26 protein-coding genes are annotated in these 21,700 nt (G+C 61.8%); 21 read left to right on the top strand and 5 right to left on the bottom strand.

The annotated features are described in order from the left end of the window. Positions 1-32 precede the first annotated feature (32 nt). The 7 genes from ACQY4M_RS11640 (at position 33) to ACQY4M_RS11610 (ending at position 3,527) form a co-directional block, all read left to right on the top strand. Entirely contained in the window at positions 33-758 is a 726-nt protein-coding gene (locus ACQY4M_RS11640; RefSeq protein ID WP_428544081.1) for a hypothetical protein, read from the top strand. Between the two features lie 75 nt (positions 759-833). Then, a complete protein-coding gene (locus tag ACQY4M_RS11635) occupies positions 834-1,532 on the top strand; it encodes a hypothetical protein (RefSeq protein ID WP_428544079.1) in 699 nt (232 codons plus the stop codon). Positions 1,533-1,557: 25 nt separating this feature from the next. Next, entirely contained in the window at positions 1,558-1,893 is a 336-nt protein-coding gene (locus tag ACQY4M_RS11630; RefSeq protein WP_428544077.1) for a DUF2190 family protein, read from the top strand. A gap of 12 nt (positions 1,894-1,905) precedes the next feature. Then, positions 1,906-2,220, top strand: a complete 315-nt coding sequence (locus tag ACQY4M_RS11625; RefSeq protein ID WP_428544075.1) for a head-tail joining protein — start codon at positions 1,906-1,908, stop codon at positions 2,218-2,220. Then, the gene (locus ACQY4M_RS11620) at positions 2,217-2,846 is read left to right on the top strand and encodes a DUF6441 family protein (protein ID WP_428544073.1); all 630 of its coding nucleotides are present in this window, start codon (positions 2,217-2,219) and stop codon (positions 2,844-2,846) included. The genes ACQY4M_RS11625 and ACQY4M_RS11620 overlap by 4 nt, the downstream gene beginning before the upstream one ends. Positions 2,847-2,925: 79 nt before the next feature. Further along, positions 2,926-3,183 (top strand): type II toxin-antitoxin system ParD family antitoxin, encoded by a 258-nt coding sequence (locus ACQY4M_RS11615; protein WP_428544071.1) that lies wholly within the window; start codon positions 2,926-2,928, stop codon positions 3,181-3,183. Next, positions 3,183-3,527 (top strand): type II toxin-antitoxin system RelE/ParE family toxin, encoded by a 345-nt coding sequence (locus ACQY4M_RS11610; RefSeq protein ID WP_428544069.1) that lies wholly within the window; start codon positions 3,183-3,185, stop codon positions 3,525-3,527. Before ACQY4M_RS11615 ends, ACQY4M_RS11610 begins: the two co-directional genes overlap by 1 nt. Positions 3,528-3,552: 25 nt before the next feature. Here ACQY4M_RS11610 and ACQY4M_RS11605 read toward each other — a convergent pair whose 3' ends face one another. After that, positions 3,553-3,756: a hypothetical protein gene (locus tag ACQY4M_RS11605; RefSeq protein ID WP_428544067.1), complete on the bottom strand. Its 204-nt coding sequence runs from the start codon at positions 3,754-3,756 to the stop codon at positions 3,553-3,555. A gap of 84 nt (positions 3,757-3,840) precedes the next feature. Here ACQY4M_RS11605 and ACQY4M_RS11600 point away from each other — a divergent pair, with 84 nt between their 5' ends. From ACQY4M_RS11600 to ACQY4M_RS11570, 7 genes are all read left to right on the top strand, one after another. After that, a complete protein-coding gene (locus ACQY4M_RS11600) occupies positions 3,841-4,272 on the top strand; it encodes an acyl-CoA transferase (RefSeq protein ID WP_428544065.1) in 432 nt (143 codons plus the stop codon). Between the two features lie 66 nt (positions 4,273-4,338). After that, the gene (locus ACQY4M_RS11595; RefSeq protein WP_428544063.1) at positions 4,339-5,277 is read left to right on the top strand and encodes a phage tail tube protein; all 939 of its coding nucleotides are present in this window, start codon (positions 4,339-4,341) and stop codon (positions 5,275-5,277) included. Between the two features lie 8 nt (positions 5,278-5,285). Further along, on the top strand, positions 5,286-5,723 hold the full coding sequence (locus tag ACQY4M_RS11590; RefSeq protein WP_428542665.1) for a hypothetical protein: 438 nt from the start codon (positions 5,286-5,288) through the stop codon (positions 5,721-5,723). 62 nt (positions 5,724-5,785) lie between these two features. Beyond that, on the top strand, positions 5,786-5,944 hold the full coding sequence (locus ACQY4M_RS11585; RefSeq protein ID WP_428542662.1) for a DUF7697 family protein: 159 nt from the start codon (positions 5,786-5,788) through the stop codon (positions 5,942-5,944). A 1-nt stretch (position 5,945) separates the two neighbouring features. Continuing rightward, a complete protein-coding gene (locus ACQY4M_RS11580; RefSeq protein WP_428542659.1) occupies positions 5,946-8,054 on the top strand; it encodes a phage tail tape measure C-terminal domain-containing protein in 2,109 nt (702 codons plus the stop codon). A 60-nt stretch (positions 8,055-8,114) separates the two neighbouring features. Continuing rightward, positions 8,115-8,741: a phage distal tail protein, Rcc01695 family gene (locus ACQY4M_RS11575; protein WP_428542656.1), complete on the top strand. Its 627-nt coding sequence runs from the start codon at positions 8,115-8,117 to the stop codon at positions 8,739-8,741. Beyond that, positions 8,738-9,622, top strand: a complete 885-nt coding sequence (locus ACQY4M_RS11570; protein ID WP_428542653.1) for a DUF2163 domain-containing protein — start codon at positions 8,738-8,740, stop codon at positions 9,620-9,622. The genes ACQY4M_RS11575 and ACQY4M_RS11570 overlap by 4 nt, the downstream gene beginning before the upstream one ends. A gap of 7 nt (positions 9,623-9,629) precedes the next feature. Here ACQY4M_RS11570 and ACQY4M_RS11565 read toward each other — a convergent pair whose 3' ends face one another. Continuing rightward, positions 9,630-10,832 (bottom strand): Fic family protein, encoded by a 1,203-nt coding sequence (locus ACQY4M_RS11565; protein ID WP_428544061.1) that lies wholly within the window; start codon positions 10,830-10,832, stop codon positions 9,630-9,632. Between the two features lie 147 nt (positions 10,833-10,979). On the opposite strand from ACQY4M_RS11565, the gene ACQY4M_RS11560 reads away from it, so the two are divergent. The 3 genes from ACQY4M_RS11560 to ACQY4M_RS11550 are packed head-to-tail and all read left to right on the top strand — an operon-like array spanning position 10,980 to position 16,612. Continuing rightward, entirely contained in the window at positions 10,980-11,438 is a 459-nt protein-coding gene (locus tag ACQY4M_RS11560; RefSeq protein ID WP_428542650.1) for an NlpC/P60 family protein, read from the top strand. 3 nt (positions 11,439-11,441) lie between these two features. After that, positions 11,442-15,389, top strand: coding sequence for a baseplate multidomain protein megatron (locus ACQY4M_RS11555; protein ID WP_428542647.1), 3,948 nt, complete (start codon positions 11,442-11,444; stop codon positions 15,387-15,389). Then, complete coding sequence (locus ACQY4M_RS11550; RefSeq protein WP_428544059.1) at positions 15,386-16,612, top strand: DUF2793 domain-containing protein; 1,227 nt, start codon at positions 15,386-15,388, stop codon at positions 16,610-16,612. Before ACQY4M_RS11555 ends, ACQY4M_RS11550 begins: the two co-directional genes overlap by 4 nt. A gap of 12 nt (positions 16,613-16,624) precedes the next feature. Here ACQY4M_RS11550 and ACQY4M_RS11545 read toward each other — a convergent pair whose 3' ends face one another. Further along, positions 16,625-17,851 (bottom strand): IS256 family transposase, encoded by a 1,227-nt coding sequence (locus ACQY4M_RS11545; protein WP_428539582.1) that lies wholly within the window; start codon positions 17,849-17,851, stop codon positions 16,625-16,627. Positions 17,852-17,896: 45 nt separating this feature from the next. Between ACQY4M_RS11545 and ACQY4M_RS11540 the strand changes: the two genes are divergently transcribed. The 4 genes from ACQY4M_RS11540 (at position 17,897) to ACQY4M_RS11525 (ending at position 19,386) form a co-directional block, all read left to right on the top strand. Continuing rightward, a complete protein-coding gene (locus tag ACQY4M_RS11540; RefSeq protein WP_428544057.1) occupies positions 17,897-18,067 on the top strand; it encodes a hypothetical protein in 171 nt (56 codons plus the stop codon). Next, positions 18,052-18,393, top strand: a complete 342-nt coding sequence (locus ACQY4M_RS11535) for a DUF6127 family protein (protein ID WP_428544055.1) — start codon at positions 18,052-18,054, stop codon at positions 18,391-18,393. The genes ACQY4M_RS11540 and ACQY4M_RS11535 overlap by 16 nt, the downstream gene beginning before the upstream one ends. A 70-nt stretch (positions 18,394-18,463) precedes the next feature. Continuing rightward, on the top strand, positions 18,464-19,174 hold the full coding sequence (locus ACQY4M_RS11530) for a YcbK family protein (RefSeq protein WP_428544053.1): 711 nt from the start codon (positions 18,464-18,466) through the stop codon (positions 19,172-19,174). Further along, entirely contained in the window at positions 19,174-19,386 is a 213-nt protein-coding gene (locus tag ACQY4M_RS11525) for a hypothetical protein (protein ID WP_428544051.1), read from the top strand. The genes ACQY4M_RS11530 and ACQY4M_RS11525 overlap by 1 nt, the downstream gene beginning before the upstream one ends. Positions 19,387-19,419: 33 nt before the next feature. Here the strand turns inward: ACQY4M_RS11525 and istB are convergent, their stop codons facing one another. Both istB and istA read right to left on the bottom strand, forming a co-directional pair. Then, on the bottom strand, positions 19,420-20,151 hold the full coding sequence (istB, locus tag ACQY4M_RS11520; protein WP_428539322.1) for an IS21-like element helper ATPase IstB: 732 nt from the start codon (positions 20,149-20,151) through the stop codon (positions 19,420-19,422). Continuing rightward, entirely contained in the window at positions 20,148-21,647 is a 1,500-nt protein-coding gene (gene istA / locus ACQY4M_RS11515; RefSeq protein WP_428539289.1) for an IS21 family transposase, read from the bottom strand. The genes istB and istA overlap by 4 nt, the downstream gene beginning before the upstream one ends. Between the last annotated feature and the right edge of the window lie 53 nt (positions 21,648-21,700).

The following is a 21,700-nucleotide window of genomic DNA, read 5'->3' as shown; positions in this document are numbered from 1 at the left end:
AAAACCGGCTTGAAACCGGTGAAAATGGGTTTATGATCCGAAGCAATCAGGCGGGACAGGCGAAAAACCGTCCACCCCGCCGCGAAGAAGGCGAAAACGGGAATTTACAGAGGTTCCCGAAAGGAAACGAAATGCCCAAGAGCAAAACAGCGGGTGGTGATGATACCACCAAGACCCGCAGTGAAGACTCCGTTGTGCAACCCCCCGCGCCGGAAACCCCGCCCACACCCGATCCCGACACCATCCGCAGGGAGGAACGCCAGCGCGCCTCCGAAATCATGACCCTGTGTCGCCGCCATGATCTCGATACTCTGGCCGCTGACCTGATCGGGCGCGGGGTCAGTCTTGATGCCGCCCGCGCCGAGATCCTCGACAAGATTGCGGACGCCGACCCTCTACAGGGCCGCGTGCATGAACCGGCCCCTGCAACGGCGCGTGGCAATGGAGATGCGGACACCGCCTATCGCGATGCGGTGGCTGAGGCCCTGTTGCACCGCCACAATCCTTCCTCCCACGAGTTGACTGCCAACGGGCGGGACTTTCGCGGCATGTCCCTGATCGAGCTGGCCCGCCACGCGCTGGAACGCCACGGACGCTCGACCCGCGGCATGTCGCGCATGGAGCTGGCCGGAGAGGCGCTGGGCACCCGCGCCGCCGGTGCGATGTCCACCTCGGACTTTCCGATCATCCTTGCCAATGTCGCCAACAAAACCCTGCGGCAGGCCTATTCCAGCAGCCCGCGCACTTTTGCGGCCTAGGCGCGCCGCGCCACCATCACCGATTTCAAACCGGTCAGCCGCACGCAAATTGCCGGTGCGCCGGATCTCGAAAAAGTGCTGGAAAGCGGCGAGTTCAAATACGGCTCCATCGGCGAAGGCAAGGAAACCTACGCACTGGCCACCTATGGCCGCATCGTGGCAATCACCCGTCAAGTGCTGATCAACGACGATCTCGATGCCTTCACCCGCATCCCCTCGGCCTTTGGCGCGGCTGCGGCGGATCTGGAAAGCGATATCGTTTATGCGATCCTGACCCAGAACCCGACCATGGCCGACAACAAGGCGCTGTTCCATGCCAGCCACGGCAACATTGGCACCGCCGCCGGTGTAACCGAAACCGCGCTGGGCGAAGCCTACCGCAAGTTCGGCTCGCAAAAGGGGCTGGAGGGGCGGCTGATCTCGATCCTGCCGAGCTACATCATTACACCGCCCGGCACGCGGGCTATCGAGGCGCGCAAGCAGATGACCCAGACCACCCCCTCGGCCACGGCCGACGTCAACACATTCGCGGGGCGCTTGCAGGTGATCGAGGAACCGCGCCTTATCCCCGCATCGGGCAATGATCCGTGGTTTCTGGCGGCCGATCCTTCGCGGGTGGATACGATCGAGTATGCCTATCTCGACGGTCAGGAAGGTGTCTACACCGAAACCCGATCGGGCTTTGAAGTCGACGGCATCGAGATCAAGGCGCGCCACGATTTTGCCGCCAAGGCCATCGACTGGCGCGGTCTGTTCAAAAACGCCGGTGTGTAACCCCCACCTCTGACGGAGAACTCCCATGAAAAACTACATTTCCACAGGTGACCGCCTGTCCTTCACCTCCGGTGCCGATATCGCCTCGGGCGACGCGGTGCAGCTTGGCGCGCTGTTCGGCGTGGCCACCGGTGACATTGCCACCGGCGCAGAGGGCACCATCAAGCTGACCGGTGTCTTTGATCTTGCCAAAGCCCCCTCGCAATCCTGGGCGATCGGGGCCAAGGTCTATTGGGACGCCACCAACTGGCGGGCCACCACCACCGCCAGCGGCAACACGCTGATCGGTGCGGCGGCTCTTGCCGTCGGCGGGGGCGCTTCCGAAACCATCGGCCGCGTGCGCCTCAACGGCACGGTCTGATCGGGCTGTCTGATGGGTGTGACGGATAAAGCACTGGCTGCGTTGTTCGCTAACCCCGTTATGGGCAAAGCCGCAACATGGTTCCCGGGAGGCACTGGCCCGGGGCAATCGCTGCGCGTGATCCTGCGTTCGCCGGATACGGTTACCGAGTTCGGAGCGGCGCGTATCTGGTCAGAAACCGTGATTGCCGATATTCGGGTGAGCGAAGCCCCGAGCCTTGCGACCGGAGACAGGATCGACATTGACGGCATATCCTACACCGTGCAGGGCGAACCGCTGCGGGATCGCGAGCGCCTGATCTGGACGGTAGAACTGGTGCCCGTATGAAACTGGGCGTCACCTTCTCGCCCGATCTGGTGGCGCTGCTGGAGCAGGAGATCAAAGCCGGTGAGCGCGCGGTAACCTTGGCCATGAAATCCGCCGGTGCGGAGTTGAAACAGGACTGGCGCGAACAAATCACCCGCGCGCGGTTAGGCCACCGCCTGCCGCGCACTATCCGCAACCGGACCTATCCGACCAGCGGTGACAGCATCAACGCCGCTGCTCTGGTCTGGAGCAACGCGCCGGAAATCCTCAACGCCCATGATCGCGGCGCGCTGATCCGCTCGAAATCCGGCTTCTGGCTGGCGATCCCGACCGAGGCCGCCGGAAAAGGCCGTCGCGGTGCCCGCATGACACCGGCGGAATGGGAGCGACGGCGCGGTACGCGCCTGCGGTTCATCTATCGCCGCAACGGCCCGAGCCTGCTGGTGGCCGAAAAGGCGCGGATCAACACGCGGGGAACAGCGGTGGCGTCGCGGTCAAAGACAGGACGCGGCCAAGTCAGCGCGCCGATATTCCTGCTGGTGCCACAGGTAAAACTGCGCAAACGGCTCGATTTGGCGCGGGATGCGGAAAGGGTTGCGGGGTCCGTGCCGCGGTTGATTGTGGAGAAGTGGGCGGATCAAGCGTGAACCACACTCGGGAAATTTCGGCATTGTGGACATCCGCCCGTCATTGGCATATATTGCCAATGACACGAAAGGATACCCCATGGCCACACGAAACGTAGTTCTGACCGATACGCAATCCAGCCTGGTCGACCGCCTGGTCGAGACCGGCCGTTACCAGAATGCCAGTGAGGCATTGCGTGCCGGTTTGCGTCTTCTGGAGCGCGAGGAAAGTGAACTCGATGCCCTGCGCAACCAGCTCGCGACAGGGCTGGCACAGGCCAAGGCCGGTGATCTGGCCGAAGGGAGCGGCGAGGATGCTATCCGGCGCGTTTTTGCCGCTGCGCGAGGCAAGCCCTGATGCCCAAACCCTGGCGGCTGACCCGTCAGGCAGAAGCGTCCCTATCGGATATTGCCCTCTGGACGATCGAAACCTTCGGCCCGCGTCAAGCGCAGGCCTATGAGGAAGATTTAATTGCGCGCTGTTCCGGCATTGCATCGGGCAGTGTGCCATCACAAAGCTGTCGGGCAATCATCGACCCCGAACTGAAAGAGGATTTGCGCTTTGCCCGCTCGGGGCAGCATTTCATCGTGTTTGTCGAGGATGAGGCCAGCGTGATCATCGTGGATTTTCTGCACAGCAGGAGCAATCTGCCGTCAAAGCTGGCGAGCCTCGAAAAACAACGGCCAGACCAGAACCATTGAGGTTAGGCCCTTAGCAGATGCCGGTTCATATCTGGAAATCAGGGGCCGGCACCTTTTCACCGGCCTCCAGTTTGGCCAGCCACTCATCGGCTGCAGTATGGCCGAGATGCAGGCCGGTTTTCCGATAATTTCTCCATGCTTCCAGACCAGCCTGACGAAATGCTTCGCGCTCAACGGGTTCGGATATTTCAGGATGGAGTTGTACGGGAACACCGCGCTTGGTTGTCATATTATGGCCCCTGAAAGGAATTGGCAGATCTACCTGTAACACAAATTCCGTGTTTTGAAAAACACCAATCAGACGAGAACTCCCATGCCCACACCCCGAGAAACCATCCTGCAAGCCCTGCTTGCGGCCCTGCAAACCATGCCCGCAGCAACCGTGCTACGCGAAGAAGTTTTGCCCGAGCGCCTGCCTGCTGGTGGCCTCGTGATCCTGCGCGATGGTGACCCCGGCACGCCCGAAGTTACGCTGTCACCGCTGCAATACCATTACGAGCACCGCGCCGAGGTTGAGGTGATCGTGCAGGGAAAAACACCTGCCGCGCGGGCGACCATCTTCGACACTCTATTGCAATCCATCGGCACGGCCCTTGCTGCCGACCGCACACTGGGCGGGCTTTGTGACTGGGTGGAGGCCCAGGCCCCGCAGCCGGTTGATATGCCGGTGGAAGGTGCTGCGGCCCTCAAAGCAGCAATCATTCCGGTCATTCTGACTTACACCACGGCCGACCCATTGGGATGACCCCCATGGGCTGATCCCCGCGGGATGAGCTCCACCGGCTGACACCACAAAACAAAGGAAAACACTATGGCACGCGCACAAGGCGCGCGGTCGCAACTTGCGGCTGCGTTCGAGACAACTTATGGCACGGCACCGGCAAGCGGATATTTCCGGATGCCCTTTGCCAGTGCCTCATTGGGAGCGGAGCAACCCCTGCTGACCTCCGAATTGCTGGGCTATGGTCGCGATCCGCTGGCCCCGATCAAGGACGCGGTGACGGCGGATGGCGACGTCGTGGTACCGATTGATGCGGAGGCGTTCGGCTTCTGGCTGAAGGCAGCGTTCGGCGCGCCGGTCACTACCGGCACCACCAACAAGACCCATACCTACAAATCCGGCGGGTGGACCCTGCCGAGCATGGCCATCGAGGTTGCCATGCCGGAAATCCCCCGCTTTGCCATGTATACCGGCTGCGTGCTGGACCAGCTCTCGTGGCAAATGCAGCGCTCCGGCCTGCTGACGGCCTCCGCCAAGCTGATCGCCCAGGGGGAAAACGTGGCAACCACAACGGCCGCCGGAACACCGACCGGCTGGACCTTGCAAAGGTTCGGGCATTTCAACGGGTCGATTAAACGCAATGGCACGGCTCTCGGCAATATCGTTTCGGCCGATATTCAATATGCCAACAATCTCGACCGGATCGAGACCATCCGTTCGGACGGGCGCATAGACGGGGCTGATCCGTCCATAGCCGCGCTGACCGGCAAAATGGATGTGCGCTTTGCCGACACCACTCTGATGGATCAGGCGTTGAACGGCACGGCGGCCAGTCTGGAATTTGCCTATTCGATTTCCGCCAAAGTCAGCCTGAGCATCACCGCCCATGCCGTTTATCTGCCGCGCCCGCGCATCGAAATTCAGGGGCCGCAGGGGGTGCAGGCCAGCTTTGACTGGCAGGCGGCCTATGACGCCACCGCCGGGCAGATGTGCACCATCACCCTTGTCAACGACATCGCAACCTACTGAGGAACAACATGATCCATCTTGATCTTAAAAACGAACCCGCGTGGCTGGACCTTGGCCACGGGGTTCGCTTGCATCTGCACCCCCTGACCACCGCCATGATGGTGGCCTCGCGCAATGATCCGGCTGTTACCGCTCTGGACGAAAACGCAACGGACGAGGCCAGCGCACTGGTCTTTGCCAAGGCGCTGGCCCGCAACGCGGTGCTGGATTGGGAAGGTGTCGGGGGTGCCGATGGTGCCACCATTCCTGTCAGCCCCGAAGGGATCGATGCCCTGCTGGATGTCTGGCCGCTCTTCGAAGCTTTCCAGACCAAATACGTCGCCAAGGGTCTGGTGCTGGATGCGGAAAAAAACGCCTCTGCGCCCTTGCCGAATGGGTCTTCGGCGGGGGCGACGGGTATTGCCAAGCCTGTTCAAAAACTTGCCCGGACTGCCCGCAAATCCTGAACCGGCCGCAAACCTGTGAGGGCTGGCAGGTCTGGGATCTGGTTGCCCGTCTTGGTGGCCAGTTGCGCGTTGCCCCGAGCGGTGGCGTGATCGGCTGGGACATGGGCACGGCTTTGGCATTGGCCTTGGCTCTTGGTGTCTGTCCGATAGCTACCGCCGAAATCCTCCCCGCAATCGAGGCGGTGATGGTGCGCAAACTCAACGAACAGATGGACAAGTAAGATGGCCGAGAAAAGGGTTTCTGTCCGCCTCGCGGCCGTGGGCGGCAAACAGGTCAAAGCCGAGTTTGAAGGCATCGGCGAGGCTGGCAAGCGCGGGATTGGCAAAGTCTCGAAAGAGGCCGAGATTGCGAATGCGCGTCTCGCCCGCTTTGCCCGCCGCGCCAAGATCGCCGCCGGTATCATGGCGGCGGCTGCGGTGGCGGCCGGCATTGCCATGGTGCGCTCCAGCCTGCAGACCATCGACGAGCAGGCCAAACTGGCGGCATCCCTGCGCACCACGACGGCAAGCATGCAGGTGCTGGCGCGCGCGGCTGATCTGGCTGGGGTGTCGCAGGGCGAGGTTGAACAAGCCACGATCATGATGACCAAGAGCCTGAGCCAGGCGGCGCAGGGAACAGGCCCTGCTGTAAAAGCTCTGGATACCTTGAATCTGTCTGCCGCCGATCTCGCCAAGCTGCCGATCGATGAAAAGATGGCTGCCATTCAGGATGCGATTGCGAAGTTCATCCCGACAGCCCAGCAAGCGGCTGTGGCCTCACAGATTTTTGGTTCCCGCGCCGGTCTGATTTTCACCCGCATCGACAGCGCCACCCTGCACCAGGCCACGCAGGACGTAGAGGATTTCGGGGTGGCGGTGTCCGAGAGCGATGCGGCGCAAATCCAGCGCACCAATGATGCGTTGTCCCGCATGGGTTTGCTCTGGCGCGGCATTGCCAACCAGCTGGCAGTGGCGGCGGCTCCGGCGCTGGAATCGATCGCCAACGCCATGGCCGTGATCGGCAAGACTACCGGCCCGCTCGGGCGCGCCATCAAGGGTCTGTTTAACCATATCGGCGAGATCGCCACCATTGCCGCCACCTTCGCCGCCGTGCTGGGCGGTCGGCTGGTGATCGCGCTGGCCAGCGCCGCACTGGGGATCAAAGGCGTGTCGATTTCACTGGTGGCCCTGCGCGGTGCGCTGATCATCGGCGCGGGCGAATTGATCTACTGGTTCAGCCGCCTCGTCAAAGGCGCTGGCGGCTTTGGCGAGGCCATGCGCTTGCTGAAGAATGTCGCCATAGAGGTCTGGGAGCGCATCAAGCTCGGCGGAAAATCCCTCGGCGCGGCGCTCTCGTCGGTCTGGGCGCGGATCAAGGCCGGCTGGCTGACGATGCTGGCCAATATCCAGAAGACATGGACGGATTTCCTGCATGCGATGACGCGCGGGATCTCGAATATCCCGGGCATGGACAGCGCCATGCTGGCCATCGGCAATGCGGCAATCATGGCCGGATCAGCCTATTACGAAATGGCCGCCACCGCCGAGGACGCAAGGAATGCTGCTGACGGGCTGGTGACGTCCTCCCGCGAAATGGCCCAGGCCGCAACCGCGCCGCTAACTTCCATGCAGGCTCTGCGTGATGCGATGAAAGCCAGCACCGAGGACGGCGAAAGCGGCCTTGCGGGCACGACTACCGCTGCGGAAACTCTGTCCCGGGCGGTCACCGGTGCCGGTGGTGCGGCGCGCGCAGCGGCCGAGGTCGCCAAAACCGCATGGGAATTGGCGGCCGATTCGCTCAAGGATTACGCCAGCAAGGCCGCCAATGTCGGCAAGAGGATCGGCGATGCGCTGGTCGGGGCCTTCACCAGCGCGGAGAACGCCATTGGCGAGTTCGTCAAAACCGGCAAGCTGGATTTCAGCTCGCTGGTGACCTCGATGCTGGCCGATCTCGCCAAGCTGTCGGCGCGCAAGTTCATCCTCAGGCCGCTGGCCAATGCCCTGTCGGGGGCACTTGGAGGTCTTGGAAAGATATTTGCACCGGTGCTGCACGCGGGTGGTATGGTTGGCGGTGCCGCGCCGCAAAGGATGGTGCCGGCCATGGCTTTTGCAAATGCGCCCCGCATGCATTCCGGCGGGTGGGCAGGCCTCAAGCCTAACGAAGTTCCCGCCATCCTGCAAAAGGGCGAACGGGTATTGTCGCGGCGCGAGGCTTCCCAATACGGCACGGGCGGCTCCCAAAACATCACCATCAATATCCAGACCCGCGATGCGGAAAGCTTCCGGCAATCCCGCACGCAAGTCTCGGCCGATATTGCCCGCGCCGTCGCCATGGGCCGGAGGGGCATGTGAGGGCTTCCCGAAAAGTGGGAACCGGTTTTCGGACAAGAAGCATGAACAAGGAAAATCTTAATGGCGTTTCACGAAATCCGTTTCCCCGACAATATCAGCCGGGGCGCGCGTGGCGGCCCCGAGCGGCGCACGCAGATTGTCGAGCTGGCCTCCGGCGACGAGGAGCGTAATGCCAGCTGGGCTAACTCGCGTCGCCGCTATGATGCCGCCTACGGCATCCGCCGCGCCGACGATCTGGCCGCCGTGGTGGCGTTTTTCGAGGCGCGCAACGGACGGCTCTACGGGTTTCGCTGGAAGGATTGGGGTGATTACAAATCGTGCTTGCCGTCGGGAGTACCGGAGGCAACCGATCAGGCTATTGGCATTGGTGATGGCACCGCCACCGTGTTTCAGCTGGTGAAAGCCTATTCATCCGGCGCGCAAACATGGACCCGCGCGATCACGAAACCGGTGGCAGGTTCTGTCTCGGTGGCTCTGGATGGAGTTTCGCAGGCTGCAGGCTGGTCCGTGAACACGACCACCGGCCAGATCACCTTCACCACAGCTCCGGCCGGCGGCGTCATTGTCACCGCCGGTTTTGAATTCGATGTTCCGGTGCGTTTCGATACCGACCAACTCGACGTCACCCATGATCTGGAGCGGCTCGGCTCCATCACATCCATTCCCCTGATCGAGGTCCGGCGATGAAGCAATTTTCCCAGTCCCTGCAAACCCACTTTGAGTCCGGCACGACCACACTCGCCTGGTGCTGGCGTCTCACCCGCAATGACGGCGCGGTGTTCGGCTTCACCGATCATGACCGGCCGCTGAGTTTTGACAGCACGATTTTCGAGCCCGAGTCCGGTTTCACCGCCTCGGAAATCCGCGCCGGTTCCGACCTGTCTGTCGATGCGCAGGAGGCCGAGGGTGTGCTGACCTCCACCACCATCACCGAGACCGATATCCTCGATGGCCGCTGGGACAACGCCACCGTGGAAATCTGGCGCGTCAACTGGGCCGACACCACCAGCCGTGCTCTGCTGCGTCGGGGCGCGATCGGTCAGGTCCGGCGCGGACGGTTACATTTTGTCGCCGAGATGCGCTCGCTGGCGCATGTGCTGGGCCAGACTATCGGGCGGACGTTTCAGGCAAGTTGCGATGCCGCCTTGGGGGATGCACGCTGCGGCGTTGATCTGAACGATCCGGCCTTCAAGGCATCGGGCACGGTGGTTTCGCTGTCGGGCGATCGCGGCTTTGCGGTCTCCAGCCTCTCGGGTTTTGCCGAAGGCTGGTTTGCGCTTGGAACCCTGCAATGGCTGACCGGTGCCAATACCGGACGCAAGGCCGAGGTGCTGAGCCATGCCATCATGGGCGCGGACGTGATCATCAAATTGCTCGAGGCTCCTGTGCGGCCAACAGAGATTGGCAACACCTTCGACATCTTCGCCGGTTGCGACAAGCGGTTCGAAACCTGTCAAGCCAGGTTCGCTAACGCCGCCAATTTCCGGGGTTTTCCCCATATCCCGGGGCAAGACACCATCATCCGCTACGCGGCCAAGGGTGATGCCAATGCGGGGTCGGTATTGTGAACCACCCTCAGAGATTCAATTCCCCGTCGGCAAACAGGTTGGGAAATAATCGCTCGCGATATTCCAGCGGGAATGCAAGGCGTACCGGTGTTTTCGGCGATGCCGATTTAAGAAAACCGGCCTTCGTCAATGCGGACATCGTATTGCGCGCCGAGCGTTCGGAAACCTTCAGAACCAGGGCTGCATCTCCCCGCTCCAGCGAACCGTACCGCAATACGGCCGAAAGCAGATCCTCCGCCCGCTTGTCCGGCAGGACATCCCGCACCAGCCGACGATACCGCTCCTCCAATCCGCCCAAATCGAATAAACGGGCGGAAAAGGTGATCTGGTCCAGCATCACCTGTAAAAACCAGCGGCAAAAAGAATGGAGTGCAGCCTCGGACAGGTTGCCACGACCGTCGCGATCCCCCTGTCGTGGCGTATCGGCATAATCCATCATCCGCTTGTATTCCCCCCGGTCTTCCAAACCACGCGCAAGGCCACGCGACACAGACCAAAGCCCCTGGCCACCAATACCGGCCCTCAGCGCCATGGCGTGAGACATCAACCGGCTGACCCGACCATTCCCGTCCGGAAAAGGATGAATATAGTTCAGGCGGTGATGCGCCGAAGCAATGGCAATTATCCGGTTGCTGGCGGATTTTTCCGCCATCCCGAAGCGCTTTTCAAAATACGCCATGAAGGCAGGAACCCTGTCGGACGAGGGTGGAAGATGGCGGCCAACCGCAACTTCGGTATCTGCCTCCTGACGCATCCGGCCAGGGATTATTTCCTCCCTTGTTCCGTCGGGATGCTCGACATAACGAAACTCCCCGGGCATTTCCTCGTAAAAGGCCCTGTGAACCCAGGATATAAATTCCGGAGATGTCGGCTGGGCGAGTGTCCCTGTTCGAAAGTCTTCATCGATTTTCCGCTGCACAATAACGTGGGCACGCGCCTCCAGCGCCAGGGGGCGGGTTTCCTCTTCCAGCTCGGCACCGGCAAGAGCGCGCTCGATGTCCCGGGGGCGGGTATTATGGCCCTCAATCAGGTTTGAGTAATAGCAATTCATGATCCGCACGAGCTCGGCCAGTTCCGCCGCGCTTTCCGGATGAAGATCGCGCCCCAGGCCATCCGCAGCTTGCTGGATCTCGACCACAAGATCGGCGAGATCGGCCGGAATCCTGTCCTCGAAAAGGCAGGGTTCAATTCTGGCCGGTGTTTCTATCATATACTTTGCCGATCTATCGCAGGGAAATTATCCCCTGAATATAGAGCATTAGAGCCCATAAAGGCAAGTGCTTGCCGATATCTCTTGCCGATCTTTGGTGGCACAAAAAATACGCACCAACGGCTAAGTAATGAAAGCAGACTGATAATGGAAGAAACATCGCAGACCGCCCCGGCCCGCATCGTTAAAGCCGCCCGCCGCTGGATTGGCACGCCGTATCACGATCAGGCCTCGGTGCGCGGTGTCGGGTGCGACTGCCTCGGGCTTTTACGCGGCGTCTGGCGGGATGTGATTGGTCCCGAACCGATGCCCGTGCCGCCTTATTCCCGCGACTGGGGCGAAACGGGACCGGTCGAGGTGTTGGCCGAGGCCGCACGGGCGGCAATGCAGGAGCTGGACGTTGTGGAGGCCCGCACCGGCGATGTTATCCTGTTTCGCATGCGTGCGGGCGCGATTGCCAAGCATGTCGGTATTCTGTCTGGCACCGCCCGCAGTGCGCGCTCGCACTTTATTCACGCCTATGAGCGCACAGGCGTAATCGAGGAACATCTGTCGCCTGCCTGGCAGCGCCGGATCGCCTTCGCTTTTCGTTTTCCTGTGAGGTAAACCATGGCTTCCATTCTTCTCGCCTCGGCTGGCGCGGCCATTGGCGGCAGCATCGGCGGGGCGATCCTTGGCGTGTCGGCCGCCACCATTGGCGGTGCGATCGGCTCCTTCGCGGGCTCGATGATCGACAGCTGGATTGTATCGTCACTTGCCCCCGGGCAGCGCATCGAAGGCCAGCGGCTGGACGACCTGACCCTCACCACCTCGACCGAGGGGGCGATTATCCCGCGCATCTATGGCCGCATGCGGATTGGCGGCAACATCATCTGGGCCACGGATTTCACCGAAACGGTCAACACGACCACGCAGGGTGGCGGCAAGGGTGGCGGGCCGAAGGTGACCACCACGGCCTACCTCTATTCCGCCTCCTTTGCCGTGGCGCTGTGCGAGGGGCCAATCTCGGGCATCGGGCGCATCTGGGCCGATGGCAAGCCGCTCGATCTCTCAAACGTGACATGGCGTCTGTATGCGGGCGACGAGACCCAGCAACCGGACCCGTTCGTTGAGACCAAAATGGGGGTCGGAAATGCCCCCGCCTATCGCGGCACCGCCTATGTGATGTTCGAGGAATTGCCGCTGGAGCAATTCGGCAATCGTATCCCGCAGCTGTCTTTCGAGGTTTTCCGCCCCGTCATCGAGCCCGATACCGCCGAGGGCATGATCCGCTCCGTCACCCTGATCCCCGGCACCGGCGAGTTCGTCTATGCCACCGAGCCGGTATCTCGCGGATCCGGCGGAAATACCGCCTCCGAGAATGTGCACACCACCAATGCCGTGCCGGATATCGTGGCCGCGCTTGATCAGTTGCAGGCGGCCGCCCCGAACATCGAAAGCATCAGCCTCGTGGTCAGCTGGTTTGGAACCGACCTGCGGGCCGGAAACTGCCAGATTGTGCCCGGTGTGGAAAACACCACGAAGGCGACCACTCCGAAAAGCTGGGCCGTGAACGGCGTCACACGCACGGCGGCCCATGTGATCAGCCTCGATGCAACCGGCCGCACGGCCTTTGGCGGCACGCCGGCCGATTTCGCCGTGGTGCAGGCGATCCAGGAACTCAAGGCACGCGGGCTGCGGGTCACTTTCTATCCCTTTCTGCTGATGGATATTCCGGTGGGTAATACGCTGCCCGATCCATATTCAGACAATGCGGCCACGGTTGGACAAAGCACCTATCCCTGGCGCGGCCGGATCACCTGTTCTCCGGCGGCAGGCTATGCCGGAACCGTTGACAAGACCGCAGCTGCCGCCACGCAGGTGTCTGCGTTTATGGGCAATGCGCAGGCCTCGGATTTCAGCGTCAGCGGCGAGACCGTCTCCTGGACCGGCGGCCCCGATTGGGGCTATCGGCGTATGATCCTGCATTATGCCCATCTTTGCGCGGCGGCTGGCGGGGTGGATACGTTTCTGATCGGATCGGAATTGCGCGGGCTGACCACAATCCGCGACGGGGCAACCACCTATCCGGTTGTAACCGCCCTGAAGCAACTGGTCGCTGATGTTGCCAATATTCCGGGAGCCAGCACCGCCATCAGCTATGCCGCCGACTGGTCGGAATATTTCGGGCACCAGCCGCAGGATGGCTCCGGCGATCTGTTCTATCATCTCGACCCATTGTGGTCTGATCCGAACGTCCACTTCATCGGCATCGACAATTACCTGCCGCTGTCCGACTGGCGCGACGGGTTTGATCATGCGGATGCGCAGGCGGGATGGGGTTCTATCCGTGACCTCGACTATCTGCGCAGCAATATCGAGGGCGGCGAAGGGTTTGACTGGTTCTATGCCTCCGATGCCGACCGCATCGCCCAGATCCGCACCCCCATCACCGACGGAGCCTACAACAAGCCGTGGGTTTTCCGCCCCAAGGATATGCGCGCGTGGTGGGGCAATGCGCATTATGACCGCCCGGGCGGGGTTGAAAGCGTAACGCCGACCGGTTGGATCTCGCAATCCAAACCCGTCCGCTTCACCGAGCTTGGCTGTCCGGCCATCGATCGCGGCACCAACCAGCCGAACGTGTTTTATGACCCGAAGTCGTCCGAGAGTGCACTGCCGCACTTTTCGCGGGGCTGGCAGGACGAAGCCATCCAGCGGCGCTATATCGAGGCGATGCTGGGATACTGGGGTGATCCGGCCAACAACCCGACCAGCAGCGTTTATGCCGCGCCGATGATCGATATGGGCGAGGCGGCTGTGTGGACATGGGACGCGCGGCCCTATCCGGATTTCCCCGCTCGCGACGATGTCTGGGCCGATGCGCCGAACTGGCGATTGGGGCATTGGCTGAACGGTCGGCTTGGTGCGGTCGGGCTCGGCGCGCTGGTGCGGGAGCTTTGCCGCCGCGCGGGGCTGGATGATGTCCTGATCGACGTCAGCGCGCTTTCCGACACGGTGCCGGGGTTTGTGATTTCCGCGCTGGAAAGCCCGCGCGCCTCGATCTCGACGTTGGCGCGGCATTTCGGATTTGATGCGGTGGAAAGCGGCGGGGTGATCCGGTTTATGACGCGTGGCCAGCGGGCCGTAGCTTTCATTGCACCTGATAACATGGTGGCTGCACAAGGCGACGTGATGGAATTGACCCGCGGGCAGGAAACCGAGCTGCCGCAAGCGCTCAAATGGCAACTGGTGCGCCCCGACGAGGAATACGACGCCGCCACGGTCGAGGCCCGCCGTGTCACGGTGGAAGCTGCCCGCGTGACCTCGGAGAGCTTCCCGCTGGCCGTATCGCTGGAAGAGGCCGACCGACGCTGTCGCCGCGCATTGATGGAAGCGTGGATAGGACGCGAGACCCTGACGGCCAAATTTCCACCCTCAAACCTGTCTCTCGATCCCGGTGATGTCGTCAGTCTCGCCAATGACGGTCGCCTGATCGATTATCGCATCACCCGCATCGGTGACGCCGGCGCGCGGGCCATCGAGGCGATCCGCACCGACGCCACGATTTACGACCTGCCACCCGGGCAATACCGACCCGCGAGTCTGCCCGGAGCCACCGTTTATGGTCCGGCGGAAATTGCCCTGATGGACCTGCCGCAAATTTCTGATGCCGTTCCGGCGCACCGGCCCTATGCAGCGGTGTTCGCCAAGCCGTGGTATGGCACGGCGGCCGTCTGGCGCAGTGCCGACACTTCGGGCTTTGCCTTGCTGGATACCATTGGTCAGGCGGCGCAGTTTGGCACGCTGGTTGCGGATCTTCCGGCCGGTCCTCTCGACCGGTTCGATCATGGCAATGAACTGCTGCTGGATGTTTCCTCCGGCACGCTGACCAGCGTCACCGATACCGAGTTGTTTGCCGGAGCCAATGCGCTGGCGGTGGAAAGCGCGACTGGCAATTGGGAGATCATCCAATTCGGAAATGCGGAGCTGGTTTCTTCGGGCCGTTATCGCCTGATGCACCTGCTACGCGGCCAGCGTGGCACCTTTGATGCCATGGGCAATCCCACACCCACCGGCGCGCGGATGGTGGTGCTGGGGTCCGGCCTCCAACCGCTCTCCATTGCCGAGGCCGATCTGGGTCTGCCATGGAACTGGCGCATCGGTCCGGCCAGCGCGGCCCCGTCTGATGCCATCATGCAAGCGCAGAGTTTCACCTCGAACGGGCGCGGGCTGATGCCTTTCGCTCCGGAACAGGTGCGGATGCGGCGGGAAGCAAACGGTGATCTGACCCTGCGCTGGCTGCGGTGCGACCGCTCACTCTCGGCCGATAGCTGGGTGCTGACCGATGTGCCGATGTCGGAAGCCAGCGAAGCCTATGATCTGGAATTTTTGGACGGGGCAACTGTCAAGCGATCCTTGACCGTTGCCAGCCCCACGTTCACCTACACCGCCGCAATGCAGACCGCTGATTTCGGCGGGCCTGTCACCAGCCTGTCCGTCCGCCTTTACCAGATCGGCGCGCTCGGTCGGGGTGTTCCGCATTTTGAAACCCTCGCCATCAAGGAAAGCCTATGACCAACACCCCGAACCTGTCATTGCCCTATCTCGCCGCCGCCCAGGCGCAGAAGCACGTTACGGTCAACGAGGCGCTGAGCCTGATCGATGCGCTGGCCCAGATGGCAGTTGTTGCCGTTGGTGCAACATCTCCGCCCGCCACACCGGCCGAGGGGGATCGCCACATTATCGGCAGCAGCGCAACCGGTGCATGGTCCGGCTGGGACAACAGCATCGCTCTGTTTTCCGGTGGTGCATGGTTGCGCCTGATCCCGCAGGTGGGCTGGATGGCGTGGGATGTTTCGGCCAGCGAGTTGCTGGTCTGGAACGGCAGCGCGTGGGTTTCCTTTGTGCCGAACCTGCAAAACCTCGCGGGTGTCGGCATCGGCACCTCATCGGACGCCACCAACAGGCTGGCGGTTTCCGCCACCGCAACCCTGCTCAATCACGCCGGCAACGGCCACCAGCTCAAGATCAACAAGGCCGCATCCGCTGACACCGCCAGCCTTTTGTTTCAGACCAACTGGTCTGGGCGCGCCGAGATGGGCACGGCGGGCAGTGACGATTTCGCGATCAAGGTCAGTGCCGACGGCAGTACGTTTTTTGAGGCGATGAAGGCAGACGGCAATACCGGCGCGGCCAGCTTTCCGAACGGCATGGATCCCGAGCGCCGCAGCATTGGCGGCCTGACCAAGGGCGGCGGCACCGACTGGTGGGGGCCGGTCGATCCGTTCACGTTGAGTTACAGCACCGGCTCGCAGCAGGCCCTGTCGCAAAACCGGATGTATTTCATGGCATTTTTTATCGATCGCCCGATCCAGCTGCTTGGCGCGTTTGTCGCCCAGCATACCGCCTCGACCACCGCAGGGGCATTGCTGCGCTGTGGCATCTACCGGCTTGGCGCGCCCAATGGTGACAATTGGGATATCGGTGCGCGGGTGGCGGATTTCGGGACGCTGCCGGCGGACGTGGCGGGGCACAAAATCTTCGATCTGGCCACGCCGCAGACCCTGAGCAAAGGCTGGTATGTCACTACCATGGGGGTAAGCGGAGCCGGTGCCTACGCCCGATATGGTCGCTGGATGACGCCGGGCCTGACCCGGTATTATCCCCACAGCAGCGGCACCAGCGCCTATCCCCGCGTCGTCGCCCCGCAGGTCTATCTCTATGAAAACAGCAGCAATGCCGAGGGTTGTGTCTCGAAAGTGGTGGAAATTGATTTCAGGCACCTCCGAGCGGGTTGAGTTATGCGCCGGTCAGGCGGCTTGGTCAAGGGTTGCGTCGGCGACGGGCTGAGCGAGCGTTTCCCAGCCATCGACCTTTCGCATGACGATCTGCCCCGAGGCCATCAGAGCCCAAAGCAGCATCGGCACGGTCTCGGCGCATGGCAGCACGGTCTGGGTCTTGATGCGGCGGCGGAATTCCTCGTTCAGGCGTTCGATCGCATTTGTCGTTCTGGCCGATTTCCACTGGCCTTGTGGCAGACGCGTGAAGGTGAAAAGCTTATCTCCTGCTTCTTCCAAGCTGTCAGCGACGGCCTTGCATTTCAGCCGCCATTTTCGCAGAAATGCCTTGCGGCGGGTGGCGATTTCCTCGGGTGTTTTGGCGTAGATCATGTCGCGGTAATCTTCTGTCAACTCATCATGCATACGCTTGGGTGCCTTGGCCAGAAGGTTGCGGTGCTTGTGCACCGTGCACCTCTGGATCGGCAGATCTTCACCCCAGAGGGCAATGAGAGCGACCTCAAGTCCCGGTGCCCCGTCCACGATGACAAATTCGGGCCGTTTCAACCCGCGCGCATCCAGATCGTTGATGAACTGACGCCAGGCGGAGGTGCTTTCGCCGCCCATGTTCATCAGTGATAACAAGACCTTCTGCCCATCCCGGCGCACGCCAATCGCGGCCAGAACCGAGATATTGGTGGCCTTCCTGTCAATCCGCGTTTTGATCACGGTGCCGTCCAGGATCAGCCGCACGATGTCTTCATCCGCAAGGCTGCGGGCGCACCACGCCTGCCAGTCCACCTTCACCTTGCGCCAGGCGCGGCTCACCACATCCTTGCTGACCGCCCCCTGAAACAGGCCGAACAGGGCGCGTTTTACCCGCCGTGTGTTGGTGCCCGAAAGGTAGACAGCAGCGATCAGCGCCTCGGCCTTCTTCGTCAGCCGCTGGTAGCGGGGCAATGCCTTCGAGCGCCATTCTCTGGCCTTGCCGGCCTCGCCTGTGATCCGCGCACGCGGCACGCGCACCGTTTCGGTTCCAAATGTTCCGACCAGTTGCCGCTCGCGATGCCCGTGGCGGTATCCGGCCTTTGCCCCGCCGCTGCGGCCATACCGGCAACGGCCCAGAAACTGCTCCAGCTCCTCTTCGAAAACCGCCTCGATCGTCGCGCGGATGTTCTGGCGCAGCCGGTCTTCAATCGGGTCATAGCCTGCTTCATTGGCCAGTAGCGCGGATGTCGATGTTGCTGTATTCTTTGTCATGGCGTGATCTCCTTGGCGGTTCCAGCCGCCGGTTGGGTGGCTTCGATGCACCCGGAGATTACGCCGTCCTCGAATTTCCACCAAACTCGCGACACTACCCAGGCCGAGATCACCGGCGGTCTGCCCGCCAGCTGGACCGGCAACCCCGTCAGCACCATGACCTCGACCAACAACTGGGTCTACCAGATGGTCTTCCCGAAATGGCGCGAAGTCTGATCCACCCCGAACAACAAGGAGCTCAAATGACCCCGCCCAAACTTGAAGCGGGCTTCGTGCGCATGCCCGAGGATGAATTCGAAGCCATGCTGGCCCGCGCCGCTGAACAGGGCGCACGCCGTGCCTTGGCCGACGTTGGCCTCGACGGTCCCGAAGCCGCCATCGACATCCATGATCTGCGCACACTGCTCGATAGCCTGCGTATTGCGCGGCGCACCGCCTGGCAGACCATCGTGCGCCTGATCACCACTCGCAGTGGTCGCACCACCGGCCTGCTGCTCGCCCTGATCGCGGGCATTGCCGTGAAGCTGAAACTGTTCGGCTGAAGCAACCTCGACACAATTTATCCCGACCACACCCGCCAACTGGCGGGGTTTTTCATTTCTGGAGGAAACCATGACCACTGCGAGTGATGCTATCACCCATTATTACGCCGACTGGCGCGATGTGCCGGACAAGCTCTGGCGCTGGCCCAACTTCAGCCCGGAGGAGATCGCCTGCCGTGGCGATGGCACCATACGCATCAACGAGCCGGCGCTCGACAAGCTGCAGGCCCTGCGCAACCGTCTCGGCGTGCCGTTGATCGTGCATTCCGCCTATCGCAGCCCTGCCTATAACCGGCAGGTCGGCGGGGCCAAACACTCCATGCACTTGCAGGGCGCGGCGTTTGATATTTCCATGGCCAACCATGATCCGAAGAGTTTTGAAGCAGCAGCGCGGGCCATCGGGTTTACGGGTTTCGGCTTCTATCCGAGGCAAAACTTCATGCACATCGACACCGGCCGCGCCCGCCAGTGGGGCGACCCGTTCCCGCCGCGTGCCACTCGCAGTGGTCGCACCACACGGTTTGCCGATGAGCCGCCACGCCTGCGTGAAAGCCTGACGGAAAGCCGCACCATGAAAGGAGGCGGCGCAGCGGGCATTGCCACCATCGGCGCGGCGGGCGTCGAGGTGGTGCAACAGGCCGTCACCGACACCCAGTCCGCCCTGCAACCGCTGATCCCCTATCTCGACACAATCCGCTGGCTGTTCATCGCCGTAGCCCTGATCGGCATCGGAACCACCATCTATGCCCGTTGGGACGACTGGCGAAAGGGGCGGCGCTGATGGGCGCGCTGATCACATGGTTCACCGGCAGCCGGTTTGCCTTAACCGTCGGGAAATGGGCCGCCATCGCCCTCACAATAACCCTGTTCCTCCTGTCCCTGCGCCGCTCCGGTGAGCGTGTCAATGAGCATTTAAAACTGACCCGGTTTCGGCATTTAAATTTGCCCCCCCCTTTGTGGCGCAAAGCCCCCAGTCGGGCCGCCTTCATGTAGCGAGTCCGTCTGGGGGCTTTGCTTGCGGAACGGCTAGTTTTTTCTACGGCGTTTACTCTGGGCGAACCGGTATGAGGTATTGCCGGTTTCGATGATGTTGCAGTGATGAGTGACGCGATCCAGAAGGGCGGTTGTCATCTTGGCATCCCCGAAGACCGAGACCCATTCACCGAACTCAAGGTTGGTTGTGATGATGATGCTGGTCTTCTCGTAGAGCTTGCTGATCAGATGGAAGAGCAACGCGCCACCGGATTTGGGAAACGGGATGTAGCCCAGCTCGTCGATGATGACGCAGTCCAAAGCCGAGAGCTGCCGGATGATCTTCCCTGCATTGCCGTCGGCCTGTTCCTTGATCAGGGCGTTGATCAGATCGACGGCGTTGAAGAAGCGCGCCTTCTTGCCGTTGTTGATCAGCGTCGTTCCCAGCGCGATGGCGATGTGGGTTTTGCCCGTGCCGGTTCCGCCCACCAGGATGAGGTTATGGGCCTCCTCTGTGAACTGGCCGGTGCAGAATGGTTCGATCTGGGCCTGGGTGAGGGCGGCGGCGCTGTAATCGAAGGTGGCGAAGTCCTTGTGATGGGGGAACTTCGCAACCCTCATTTGATACTGGATGGAGCGCACCCGGCGCTCTACAGTCTCGGCGTCGATCAGTTGCCTTATCGCTGTGGTCAGACTTGGCGGCTTGCGCGCGGACAGCAGATCATGGGCGCAAGCTGCCATTCCATGCAACCTGAGGGCTGTCAGTTGGTCGATCAAGGCATTCATACGGCAACCTCCTCAGCCGAGCACAGGGTCTCATAGCGTTTGCAATCGGCTTCGGGCCGCAAGGTCAGCTGCGGATAAGCGCAGGCATCGCTGAGCGGTGTGATGACCGGTTCCACCAACTGGTTGATCAGATTGATGATGGCGGGCAGCCGCAGGGTGTTTTGTGCCACCGCCAGATTGCAGGCCGTCTCGACCACCTCGATCCCGTGATCCTGTGCCAGCAGGAGCAGGTCGACGAACTCCCGATCCCCGCCTTTACCAGCCATGTAATGTTCCCTGATCCGATGCATGGCCTCGGGCAGTTCCCAGCCCACAAAGGGGGCGCCATTGCGCAGGGCACCAGGCTTGCGGTCCAGCAGGGGAACGTAATGCCAGGGCTCGAAATAGCTGATATTGCGGGTAAAATGACGCCTGTGCTCGGCAATCACATCCTGACCGGAGACCACCACGATCCGGCCGGCATAGGCGCGTAGCGACACATGATGCCCGGCAAAGCGGGAGGGCACGCTGTAGCGATTGCTGGCATATTGAACCAGGCAGGTGGAGCGGACACGGACGGTCTTTTCCACGTAGCCGTCGAAGGCCCGACCCAGGGGGCGCAGTTCGGCGCGCTCGTCTTCGAACACTTCGGTAATCGTGCGATCCTGCTGCTCGGGATGGGGACGCTCTGCCAGATCTTCGCAACGCAGACGCAGCCACGCGTTCAGCGCCTCGAGATCATCAAAGGCCGGTTCGGGAACGAACAACCGGCCCCGCAAGAACTGGACCTGGTTCTCGACCTGTCCCTTCTCCCAGCCCGCAGCGGGCGTGCAGGCCACCGGCTCCATCACATAGTGGTTCATCAAGGCCAGGAACCGGGGATGGAATATCCGCTCCTTCGAGCGCGAAACGTAGGTCACCATGGTCTTGGGGTTGTCGATGATCACCCTGCGCGGAACGCCTCCGTAAAAGGACAGCGCCTGCACGAAAGCATCCAGCACCATCTCCTGGGCTTCACCGGGATAGGCAATCACGAAAGGCTTGCGGCTGTGACACAGGCGGAAATGAGCGACCTTCACCTTCTGCTCGACACCACCCAGTACGACCCGTTCTTCGCTCCAGTCAAATTGCAGCGCGTCACCCGCCGCAAAATGCAGCGGGATAAACGCATCTCCCGAACAGGCCCCGGCGCGCTTCAACTCACGAACAAAACGCTGAACCGGCGAATAGGACCCGGTATAGCCCTCTGCCACAAGCTGCTCGTATAGCTTCTGGGCCGTCCGCCGCTCCCGGCGTGGTCGCCTCGAGTCCTGATCAAACAGTTCCTGCAGCCGAAGATCAAACCCATTGCACAGTTTGTGCCGAACTGGCGGCGCATGGCGCTGGTAGCTCGGCGGATTCTCGTCCTTCAAATACTTCTTGATCGTGTTCCGCGACAGTCCCGTCGCCCGCGCCACAGACCGGATGCTGCGCCCTTCAACCAGCACCCAGCGCCGGATCTTCGATACGCTTTCCATCAATATCACCTGCTCTTTCCTCCGCACAATTTTGCGCGGATGTTAACGAAACA

This window comes from Profundibacter sp. (assembly GCF_965277155.1).
Taxonomy (GTDB): domain Bacteria; phylum Pseudomonadota; class Alphaproteobacteria; order Rhodobacterales; family Rhodobacteraceae; genus Profundibacter.
The sequence above is the reverse complement of the archived record's forward strand: the minus strand, read 5'-3'. Positions and strand labels throughout refer to the sequence as shown.

Bases quoted from the DNA above. Each gene is read 5' to 3' on its own strand.
- ACQY4M_RS11640 (WP_428544081.1), top strand. From the start codon at position 33: ATGATCCGAAGCAATCAGGCGGGACAGGCGAAAAACCGTCCACCCCGC.
- ACQY4M_RS11630 (WP_428544077.1), top strand. From the start codon at position 1,558: ATGAAAAACTACATTTCCACAGGTGACCGCCTGTCCTTCACCTCCGGT.
- ACQY4M_RS11625 (WP_428544075.1), top strand. From the start codon at position 1,906: ATGGGTGTGACGGATAAAGCACTGGCTGCGTTGTTCGCTAACCCCGTT.
- ACQY4M_RS11620 (WP_428544073.1), top strand. From the start codon at position 2,217: ATGAAACTGGGCGTCACCTTCTCGCCCGATCTGGTGGCGCTGCTGGAG.
- ACQY4M_RS11615 (WP_428544071.1), top strand. From the start codon at position 2,926: ATGGCCACACGAAACGTAGTTCTGACCGATACGCAATCCAGCCTGGTC.
- ACQY4M_RS11610 (WP_428544069.1), top strand. From the start codon at position 3,183: ATGCCCAAACCCTGGCGGCTGACCCGTCAGGCAGAAGCGTCCCTATCG.
- ACQY4M_RS11605 (WP_428544067.1), bottom strand. From the start codon at position 3,756: ATGACAACCAAGCGCGGTGTTCCCGTACAACTCCATCCTGAAATATCC.
- ACQY4M_RS11600 (WP_428544065.1), top strand. From the start codon at position 3,841: ATGCCCACACCCCGAGAAACCATCCTGCAAGCCCTGCTTGCGGCCCTG.
- ACQY4M_RS11595 (WP_428544063.1), top strand. From the start codon at position 4,339: ATGGCACGCGCACAAGGCGCGCGGTCGCAACTTGCGGCTGCGTTCGAG.
- ACQY4M_RS11590 (WP_428542665.1), top strand. From the start codon at position 5,286: ATGATCCATCTTGATCTTAAAAACGAACCCGCGTGGCTGGACCTTGGC.
- ACQY4M_RS11580 (WP_428542659.1), top strand. From the start codon at position 5,946: ATGGCCGAGAAAAGGGTTTCTGTCCGCCTCGCGGCCGTGGGCGGCAAA.
- ACQY4M_RS11575 (WP_428542656.1), top strand. From the start codon at position 8,115: ATGGCGTTTCACGAAATCCGTTTCCCCGACAATATCAGCCGGGGCGCG.
- ACQY4M_RS11570 (WP_428542653.1), top strand. From the start codon at position 8,738: ATGAAGCAATTTTCCCAGTCCCTGCAAACCCACTTTGAGTCCGGCACG.
- ACQY4M_RS11565 (WP_428544061.1), bottom strand. From the start codon at position 10,832: ATGATAGAAACACCGGCCAGAATTGAACCCTGCCTTTTCGAGGACAGG.
- ACQY4M_RS11560 (WP_428542650.1), top strand. From the start codon at position 10,980: ATGGAAGAAACATCGCAGACCGCCCCGGCCCGCATCGTTAAAGCCGCC.
- ACQY4M_RS11555 (WP_428542647.1), top strand. From the start codon at position 11,442: ATGGCTTCCATTCTTCTCGCCTCGGCTGGCGCGGCCATTGGCGGCAGC.
- ACQY4M_RS11550 (WP_428544059.1), top strand. From the start codon at position 15,386: ATGACCAACACCCCGAACCTGTCATTGCCCTATCTCGCCGCCGCCCAG.
- ACQY4M_RS11545 (WP_428539582.1), bottom strand. From the start codon at position 17,851: ATGACAAAGAATACAGCAACATCGACATCCGCGCTACTGGCCAATGAA.
- ACQY4M_RS11540 (WP_428544057.1), top strand. From the start codon at position 17,897: ATGCACCCGGAGATTACGCCGTCCTCGAATTTCCACCAAACTCGCGAC.
- ACQY4M_RS11535 (WP_428544055.1), top strand. From the start codon at position 18,052: ATGGCGCGAAGTCTGATCCACCCCGAACAACAAGGAGCTCAAATGACC.
- ACQY4M_RS11530 (WP_428544053.1), top strand. From the start codon at position 18,464: ATGACCACTGCGAGTGATGCTATCACCCATTATTACGCCGACTGGCGC.
- ACQY4M_RS11525 (WP_428544051.1), top strand. From the start codon at position 19,174: ATGGGCGCGCTGATCACATGGTTCACCGGCAGCCGGTTTGCCTTAACC.
- istB (WP_428539322.1), bottom strand. From the start codon at position 20,151: ATGAATGCCTTGATCGACCAACTGACAGCCCTCAGGTTGCATGGAATG.
- istA (WP_428539289.1), bottom strand. From the start codon at position 21,647: ATGGAAAGCGTATCGAAGATCCGGCGCTGGGTGCTGGTTGAAGGGCGC.